At 72.2% G+C, this 8,192-nt stretch carries 10 protein-coding genes and 1 pseudogene; 4 read left to right on the forward strand and 7 right to left on the reverse strand.

Annotated elements, in window-relative coordinates:
* The first annotated feature begins 4 nt into the window (after nucleotides 1–4).
* Nucleotides 5–1,030 carry a threonine aldolase family protein gene (locus HAV39_RS29125; protein WP_191842372.1) on the forward strand — a complete coding sequence of 342 codons (1,026 nt, stop codon included), beginning with the start codon at nucleotides 5–7 and terminating at the stop codon, nucleotides 1,028–1,030.
* Here the strand turns inward: HAV39_RS29125 and HAV39_RS29130 are convergent.
* From HAV39_RS29130 to HAV39_RS29155, 6 genes are all read right to left on the reverse strand, one after another.
* Entirely contained in the window at nucleotides 1,025–2,032 is a 1,008-nt protein-coding gene (locus HAV39_RS29130; RefSeq protein ID WP_191842373.1) for a hypothetical protein, read from the reverse strand. The two genes, HAV39_RS29125 and HAV39_RS29130, sit on opposite strands and share 6 nt — an antisense overlap.
* An 81-nt stretch (nucleotides 2,033–2,113) precedes the next feature.
* Entirely contained in the window at nucleotides 2,114–2,611 is a 498-nt protein-coding gene (gene bfr / locus HAV39_RS29135; protein ID WP_275413897.1) for a bacterioferritin, read from the reverse strand.
* 42 nt (nucleotides 2,612–2,653) lie between these two features.
* Nucleotides 2,654–2,842: a (2Fe-2S)-binding protein gene (locus HAV39_RS29140; protein WP_120316150.1), complete on the reverse strand. Its 189-nt coding sequence runs from the start codon at nucleotides 2,840–2,842 to the stop codon at nucleotides 2,654–2,656.
* A gap of 81 nt (nucleotides 2,843–2,923) precedes the next feature.
* A complete protein-coding gene (locus HAV39_RS29145; protein WP_373311570.1) occupies nucleotides 2,924–3,763 on the reverse strand; it encodes a deoxyribonuclease IV in 840 nt (279 codons plus the stop codon).
* Nucleotides 3,760–5,745, reverse strand: coding sequence for a Stk1 family PASTA domain-containing Ser/Thr kinase (pknB, locus tag HAV39_RS29150; RefSeq protein WP_191842375.1), 1,986 nt, complete (start codon nucleotides 5,743–5,745; stop codon nucleotides 3,760–3,762). Before pknB ends, HAV39_RS29145 begins: the two co-directional genes overlap by 4 nt.
* A gap of 84 nt (nucleotides 5,746–5,829) precedes the next feature.
* On the reverse strand, nucleotides 5,830–6,501 hold the full coding sequence (locus tag HAV39_RS29155) for a hypothetical protein (protein ID WP_191842376.1): 672 nt from the start codon (nucleotides 6,499–6,501) through the stop codon (nucleotides 5,830–5,832).
* 84 nt (nucleotides 6,502–6,585) lie between these two features.
* Between HAV39_RS29155 and HAV39_RS29160 the strand changes: the two genes are divergently transcribed.
* The 3 genes from HAV39_RS29160 to HAV39_RS29170 are packed head-to-tail and all read left to right on the forward strand — an operon-like array spanning nucleotide 6,586 to nucleotide 7,570.
* Nucleotides 6,586–6,945 (forward strand): Rv2175c family DNA-binding protein, encoded by a 360-nt coding sequence (locus HAV39_RS29160; RefSeq protein WP_120321379.1) that lies wholly within the window; start codon nucleotides 6,586–6,588, stop codon nucleotides 6,943–6,945.
* 2 nt (nucleotides 6,946–6,947) lie between these two features.
* Nucleotides 6,948–7,265, forward strand: a complete 318-nt coding sequence (locus HAV39_RS29165) for a lycopene cyclase domain-containing protein (protein ID WP_239120148.1) — start codon at nucleotides 6,948–6,950, stop codon at nucleotides 7,263–7,265.
* Complete coding sequence (locus tag HAV39_RS29170; RefSeq protein WP_191842377.1) at nucleotides 7,262–7,570, forward strand: lycopene cyclase domain-containing protein; 309 nt, start codon at nucleotides 7,262–7,264, stop codon at nucleotides 7,568–7,570. The genes HAV39_RS29165 and HAV39_RS29170 overlap by 4 nt, the downstream gene beginning before the upstream one ends.
* Here the strand turns inward: HAV39_RS29170 and HAV39_RS29175 are convergent.
* Nucleotides 7,515–8,192 (reverse strand): annotated as a pseudogene (locus HAV39_RS29175) (polyprenol phosphomannose-dependent alpha 1,6 mannosyltransferase MptB); the annotation flags it as partial. The gene HAV39_RS29170 and the pseudogene HAV39_RS29175 overlap by 56 nt on opposite strands.

An 8,192-nucleotide genomic window follows, 5' to 3' on the forward strand; every position in this document is an offset into this window, starting at 1 on the left:
AGGCATGACGCAACTGGTTGATCTTCGCAGCGACACCGTGACCAAGCCGACCGCCGCGATGCGGGCCGCGATGGCCTCCGCCGAGGTCGGTGACGACGTGTACGCCGAGGACCCGACCGTCAACGCGCTGGAGCGCAAGGTCGCCGAGATGTTCGGGCACGAGGCGGCGCTGTTCGCCCCGACCGGCTCGATGGCCAACCAGATCGCGCTGCAGCTGATCGTGCCGCCCGCGCAGGAGCTGCTGTGCGACGCGAACGCGCACGTGGTGACGTACGAGATCGGCGCGGCCGCCGCCATCGGCGGCATCTCCAGCCGCACCTGGCCCTTCGCGGCCGGGGCCATCGACGTGGAGCAGGTCGCCTCGATGATCCGCCCCGACGGGTACCACGCCGTGCCGACCCGGGCGATCGCGGTCGAGCAGACCCACAACATGGCCGGTGGCGTCGTCATCGGGATGGACACGCTGCGCGGGCTGCGCGAGGCCGCCGACACCGCCGGGATCGCGATGCACTGCGACGGGGCGCGGATCTGGCACGCGCACATCGCCGACGGGGTGCCGCTGGCGGAGTACGGCGCGCTGTTCGACACGCTGTCGGTGTGCCTGTCCAAGGGCCTGGGCGCGCCGGTCGGCTCGCTGGTGGTGGGCAGCGCGGAGAAGATCGCGAAGGCGCGCTGGATCCGCAAGCGCATGGGTGGCGGGATGCGCCAGGCGGGCATCCTCGCCGCGGCCGGTGTCTACGCGCTGGACAACCACCTCGACCGGCTGGCCGAGGACCACATGCGGGCGCGGCGGCTGGCCGAGGCGCTGGCACCGTTCGGGGTGGTGGACCTGGACCGGGTACGCACCAACCTGGTCATCCTCGACCTGGCCAAGACGGCCCTGGACGCGCCCACGCTGGCGGCCCGCGCCCGGGAGCAGGGGGTGCTGGTCAGCGCGCTCGGGCCGCGCACCGGCCGCCTCATCACTCACCTGGACGTCGACGACGCGGCGCTGGACCGCGCCGTCGACGTGCTCACCAGGCTGCTATGACCAGGCGGCGGCGAACCGGGCCGAGCCGTCGGTGGCGTAGCCGGCGACGGCCCTGGTCAGCCGCCCGGCGGCCGCATTGGTGCCGGCCTGGTCAGCGACCTCGGCAGCCGTGATGCCGTGCCTGCCCTGGTAGGCGCCGGTGCCGCTCTGGAAGATCACCGAAAGCCGTACGCCGGTGCCGTCCTGTGTCGCGCTGAGGTAGACCACGCGCATGCCCTTGGCCGCGGCCGCGTCGAACTGCTGCTGGTACTCGGCGGGGGTGAGCCATGACTTGGCCAGCCAGGATCCGGCGCTTTCCTTGACGTAGAGCGCTGCCCACTGCGGCGTGCCACCTGGGCTTGCGACCGAGATCGCGACCGGGTGGTAACCCTGCGCGGTCAGGTCGGTGATGCGCTCCTGGTGCTTCGCCTGGGTGAGGCCGTGATAGGCCACCCAGGCCGGGCCGGCCGCCTTGCGCCAGATCGCGCCGTAGCGGATCTGGCCGCCGACGAGATAGCTCGTGAGGTGGCTGAGCCGGTAGCCGCCGGCTTTCATCTGCTCGAAGGTGGTCTGGTAGGTGCTTGCGGACAGGTTGTGCCGCGACTGCCACGCCGTGCCGTCCGCCGGTCGGAAGACCCCGTTGAGGAAGGTCTGGCCGCCCACCTCGTACCCGTCGCTGTAGGCCAGCCGGTAACCGGCGGCCACCACCTGGTCGAAGACGCGCTGCCAGTCGCCTACCGGTACGGCGAACCGAACGATCTCCTTACGCCCGGTCGGGACCGGCGCATCCGCCCCTGTGCTCGCCGCGACCGTGCCCGCGGTCGGTGCCGGAGCGGTGGTCGGGGCGGCGGTGGTCGCGACGGCCCCGGGCTGCGCGGTTCCCACGCCCGTGTCGGCCGCCTGTGCGGCCGCGCTGGGATCCGCCGGGGAACCCCACGCGCCCGCCGCCCCGGCCTCCTGCTGCTTGCTGCAGCCCGCGGTGAGTGCCAGTGCCAGCAGCAAAACCGTCGTCCATCGCCTCATCGGTACCTCCCCAGATACGTGCGACGGGCCGGTGCGTCCCGCACCGACCCGTCTGTGATCTTAGAGAAGACTGCGAAGTTCTCAGGGCTCCGGATGCTCCGTGACGTTCTGCAGGTAGAGGCCCTCGCCGAGGCTGGCGATCAGGCCGAGCTGGGTCTCCAGGTAGTCGATGTGGTGCTCCTCGTCCTGGAGGATGTCCTCGAAGATGTTGGCCGAGGTCACGTCGCCGACCGAGCGCATGTAGTCGATGCCGAGGCGCAGCCGCTCCACGGCCTCGACCTCGACCTTCATGTCGCACTCGAACTGTTCCTTGACGGTCTCGCCGATGCGCAGCGCGAAGAGCTTCTGGAAGTTCGGCAGGCCGTCGAGGAACAGGATCCGCTCGGCGAGACGGTCCGCGTGCTTCATCTCGTCGATCGACTCGTGCCGGGTGTACTTCGCGAGCTTCGTGTAGCCCCAGTTCTCCTGCATCCGGTAGTGGAGCCAGTACTGGTTGATCGCGGTGAGCTCGGCGGTCAACTGCTCGTTGAGGAACTCTATGACTCGGGCGTCGCCTTGCATGGTGAAGTAACCCCCCACGGGAACTCTCGTATAGGGGGTAAATCTACGCTTGTTGTCCGATTATGCGGCGATTGCCACAAGCGTGTCGGTCTTCTCCTCGTCGATCAAGTCACAGATGCGGTCCAGGCAGGAACCGCAGCCGGTTCCTGCACCACATGCCTCGCCGACGGACTCCTCGCAGCGCGCGCCCGCGCGGATCACCGAGCGCACTTCGCACTCACGAACCCGTTCACAGATGCACACGAACACAGCAGGGACCCTTCGGCACTGGAGGAGTGAGGCTCCGATCAAGCAAGCCTTGCCTCAGTAAGGGTGCCCTAAAGGAATTACCTAGCGCAAGCCCCTGAGCAGGGAAATGTCAGCGGCGTGGGTCTCACCCGGCGTCTCGACGATGATCGGCGCACCGGCGATGGCCGGGTGTCGGAACATCTCGGCGAACGCCTCCGAGCCGATCATGCCCTTGCCGATGGCCTCGTGCCGGTCGCGGGTGGACCCGACCGGGTCCTTGGAGTCGTTGGCGTGCACCAGACCCAGCCGGTCCGGGCCGCAGACCTCCACCAGGGAGTCCAGGGTGAGCGTCATGCCGCCCGGCTTGGCCAGGTCATGCCCGGCCGCCCAGGCGTGGCACGTGTCGAAGCACACGCCCAGCCGCGGGTGGCGGTCCACCGCGTCCAGGTAGGGCCCGAGGTCCTCCACGCGGGCCGCCAGCGACCGCCCGCCGCCCGCGCTGGGCTCGACCAGCAGCCGCGGGCCGTCGTCGGGCAGCGCGTCCAGCAGGGGCAGCAGGACCTGGCGCACCTGGCGCATCGCCGCCGGGGTGTGCTCGGCGTCGACCGAGGAGCCGGCGTGGAAGACCACGCCGTGCGCGCCGATCGCCGCGGCCCGCACCAGCGCGTGCGCCAGCACCTCGCGGGACTGCTCGACCGTCGCGGCGGTGGGGGAGCCGATGTTCACCAGCAGCGAGGCGTGCACGTACGACGGGATCCGGCGGGTGTGGCAGCCGGCGGTGAAGGCCTCGTCCTGGCGCGGGTCGCCGGCCGGGCGGGCCCAACCCCGCGGGTTGCCCACGAAGACCTGCACGGCCGTGGCCGCGACCGTGTCCACGTAGGCCAGGGCGGCCTTGGCCAGCCCGCCGGCCGTCGGCGCGTGCGCGCCCACCGCGTTCGTCATCCCAGCTGACATTCGATCACCACGTGCTGTCCCGGCTGTACCGCCGTGTTCGGGGCGGGGTCCTGGTTGACGACCTTGAACCAGTTCTTGTCGCCGAGCACCCCGCGGACCTCGACCTGCAGCCCCATCGAGGCCAGCAGACCCTCGGCGTCGCCGCAGCGCCCGTTGCGCACCTCCGGCATCGCCTTGACGTTCTGATTGTTGCTGACCTGCAGCGTCACCGCGTCATTGGGTTCCGCGCCGGCGCCGTTGGCGGGGGTCTGCTTCACCACGACGTCGAACGGCTTGTCGGACTCGACGCGCTCGACGACCACCCGCAGCCCCATCTTCTGCAGGATGTCGGTGGCCTCGGTGATCGACTTGCCCTCGACGAACGGCACGCTCAGCGGGGCCTTGCCCTTGCTGACCACGACCTTGATCTCGTCGCCGGGCTTGACCTGGGTGTCGGCCTTGGGGTCGGTCGACAGCACGGTGCCCTTCGGGGCGAGGTCGTCGTACTTCTCCCCGGCCTGCACCGCCTTCAGTTTCAGCGGCGCGGCCTGCAGGTCGGCGACGGCCAGTTCCCAGGACTTGCCGACCACGTCGGGCACCAGGTAGCGCTCGGGGCCGGCGGACAGGGTCAGCACCACCGTGCCGCCGCGCACGACCCGCTCGCCGGGCGGCGGGTTCTGCACGAGCACCACGTCCTTGGGCACGTCCTCCCGGTACTGCGGGTCCAGCAGCTTGTACTCCAGGCCCGCCTGGGTCAGCGTGGTGATGGCCTGGTCCCTGGTCAGGTTCGTCAGCTGCGGCGTCACCTCGTAGCGGCCGAAGCCCAGCCACCAGCCGCCGGTCAGCACCAGCAGGGCGAGCACGACCGCGCCGGCGGTCAATGCCGTGCGGCCTCGCGGGTCGGCCATCAGCTGCCGGTACTTCGCCCTGATCCGGTCGACCGGGCTGGCCGGGGCCGGCGCCGGGGCGCGGCGGCGCGAGCGCGGCGCGGGCTGCGCGTCGGGCAGCCGGGCCCAGGACGGGCGCTCGTGGGGCACGACGTGGTTGACCACCACGGTCTCCTGCGCCACCGGGCGCATCCGCTGCGTGGTGGTGCTCGCGGTGACGTTCTCCCGGGCCGCCTGCACGGCCGTCAGCAGTGCGCCGGCGTCGGTGGGCCGGCCGCCGGGGGAGCGGCGGGTGGCCGAGGCGACCAGCTCGTCCAGCACCGGGGGCAGGCCGGCGACGATGCGCGACGGCGGCGGCACGTCGCGGTCCACGTGCTGCCAGGCCACGTCGACGGGGCGCTCGGCGTCGTAGGGCACGCGGCCGGTGAGCATCTCGAACAGCACGATCCCGGCGCTGTACACGTCGCTGCGCGGGTCGGCGTGGCCGTCGGTGACCAGCTCGGGGGCGACGTAGGCGACGGTCGCCATGAGCTGCCCGCCGTTGGCGTCGTCCGCGCTGGCCTCGACGGCGCGGGCCAGGCCGAAGTCGGCCACCTTCGCGACGGCGTCGATGAGGTTGTGGCTGCCGCCGGTCGGCGCCTCGGCGACCAGCACGTTCTCGGGCTTGACGTCGCGGTGCACCAGGCCGGCGCGGTGCGCCGCGGCCAGCGCCGCCAGCATTTGCTCCATCACGGCGAGGGCCTCGACCGGGGTGAGCCGGCGGCGCTCGGCGAGGATGTCGCGCAGCGTGCGGCCGCGCACGTACTCCATCACCAGGTAGGGCAGGCCGGCGTGGGTGCCCTGGTCGTAGACGGCGACGACGTTGGGGTGGGTCAGCCGGGCGATGGTCTTGGCCTCGTCGGTGAAGCGGTCGAGGCTGAACGCCTGGCCGGCGGCATCGCGTACCTGCGCCGGGTGAATGATCTTCAGAGCGACGGTGCGCTCCAGGCGCTCGTCCACTGCTGTGTAGACGGTCGCCATGCCACCACGAGCTACGCGACCGCGGATGCGGTAGCGCCCGTCGACGAGTGTGCCGAGTAGTGGATCGGCGACCTGAGTGTCCATCGCAGCGCAGTCTAAGTCAGGTGGTGGCCGGCGTCGTACACCCGCGCGTGCGATCGCGTCGCGATCGGGCGTTTCTGCAGCATGTCAGGGGGTCGCCGGGTCCTCGTGAGCGTCCTGCGGAACCGGGTCCACCGGGTGCGAGGTGTCCGGCATCACGATCGCGGACGCCGACGCCAGCGCGGATGCCGACGCGGATGCCGACGCCGACTCCGACGCCGAGACGGACGGGCTGGGGCAAGGCGAAGGGCTCGGCGACGGCGACGGCTTGGGCGACGGCGAGGGCTTGGGCGACGGCGGCGGTGCGGGCGTCGGCGACGACTCGCAGTCGCACGGGGTCGGCGTGGGCGGGGGCGTACGCCGCGGGCTGGGACCCGGCGTGACGATCCGGCCGGCCGGGACGTCTTTCACCCGATCGGTGGGGCTCGGCGTCGCGTTCGCCTGCCGCCACGGCACCGGGTCCGCGGAGCCCGCGGGCACGGTCACGTGCGGCAGGGCGCCGGGCTGGCGCTCGTCGCCGAGCAGGGCGTCCACCCCCGCCGCGATCGCGTAGTAGCCGCCGACCCCGACCGAGGCGAGCACCAGCGCGCCGGCGGCGAGCACGACCCGGTGGCGGGCCTGGGGCGGCTGCGGGGCGGGCCCGGCACCGACCGCGGGCATCTCGGCGGTGTCGCCGTTCATCCGGCGCCGGGCGAGGTCGTAGCGCAGCGAGCGGCGCGCGCCGTCGATCTCCCGTTTGATCGTCTGCCAGGGATTCATCAAAGGCTCCTCTGCTCGGCCGCCACGGCGGCCGGGACGGGGATGCGGTGGTGGGCCCGGTCGGCGACGTGGCAAGGTGTGGAGGTGGCCGAAACTTCGCACTCGACGACCGACGCACCCACGACCTGGCTGCCCCTGCCGGACGTGGCCGAGCGCCTCGGCCTGTCGATCCTCAAGGTGCACCAGCTGATCAAGGACGGCTCGCTGCTGGCCGTACGCCATGAGGGCGTGCGCCAGGTGCCGGCGGAGCTGGTGGCCAACGACATCGTGCTCAAGCACCTCCCCGGCGTGCTGACGTTGCTGCGCGACGCCGGGTTCAACGACGAAGAGGCGCTGCGGTGGCTCTACACCGCCGACGACACGCTTCCGGGGACGCCCGCGGCGGCCCTCGGCGGCGACAAGGCCCGCGAGGTGAAGCGCCGGGCCCAGGCCGTGGCTTTCTGACGGTGTACGCGTACCTGGCGGTGCTGCTCGGCTGCCTGCTGTGCGCGCTGTGGCTGGAGCCGGTGCTGCAGGTCGGGGTGCTGCGCCAGTGGCGGCGGCTGCTGGTGGTCGCGGTGCCCGTGGTGCTGGTGTTCGGCGCGTGGGACCTCGCCGCGATCGCGGCCGGGCACTGGTCCTTCGATCACGACCAGGTGCTCGGGGTCTGGCTGCCCGGCGGGATGCCGCTGGAGGAGCTGCTGTTCTTCCTGGCGGTGCCGCTGTGCGCGATCCTCGGCTTCGAGGCCGTGCGCAAGGTGCTGGACCGGGCCGGGCGCTCGTGACGTACACCGCGGCCGCCGCGCTCGGCCTGGCCGGCGCGGTGGCGGTCGACCTGCTGGTGCTGCGCACCCGGGTGCTGCTCAGCCCGGTGTTCTGGGCGACGTATCCGATCGTGCTGGTGTTCCAGCTGCTCAGCAACGGAGTGCTGACCGGCCGCGGGGTGGTCCGCTACGCGCCCGAGGCGATCACGGGCCTGCGCATCGCGTACGCCCCCGTCGAGGACCTGGTGTTCGGGTTCGCGCTGGTGCTGTTCACGCTGTCGCTCTGGGTCCGGACCGGACGGCGGCGACGATCAGCGCGGCCGTGACCGCGAATGCCCCCACCGCCTTGGTCAGCACCGGCACCCCGAGCCCGTTCGGCAGCGTCAGGAACGCGCAGACCACCGCCCCCACGGCCAGCCACCGCCGACGCCGCGGATCGGTCTCCGCCGCGGCCAGCACGGCCAGCGGCGCGAGCGCGTACCAGGGATAGAACACCGGCCCCAGCAGCGCCGTCGCCGCCATCACCCACCCGCAGGCCCGCACGACCGCCCCCACGTCACCCCGCCGCCGCCACGCGTGCACCAGCCCCCACACCCCGACCGCCGTCAGCGCCACCAACCCCAGCGCCCGCCCCCCGGCCACCGCAGCGTCAACCCACTCACCCCGCCCGACCAGCCGCAACACATACCCCGCGGCCATGCCCACCGCCGTCGGCGCCGAACTCCACTGCACCAGCTCCCCGGTCCCCCGCAACGCCGAAACCCACCCCAGCCCCAACCCACTCACCACGCTGACCCCCGCAAACGCGACGACCCCCGCCACCACTCCGCCCCACCACCGCCGCCCCAGCAAGATCAGCACAAACGGCACCACCACCACCGCCGTCACCTTGACCCCCACCGCCCCCGCCACCACAACCCCCGCCCCAACCGCCCCCCACCACGCCGC

The organism is Catellatospora chokoriensis (assembly GCF_011297315.1).
Taxonomy (GTDB): domain Bacteria; phylum Actinomycetota; class Actinomycetes; order Mycobacteriales; family Micromonosporaceae; genus Catellatospora; species Catellatospora citrea.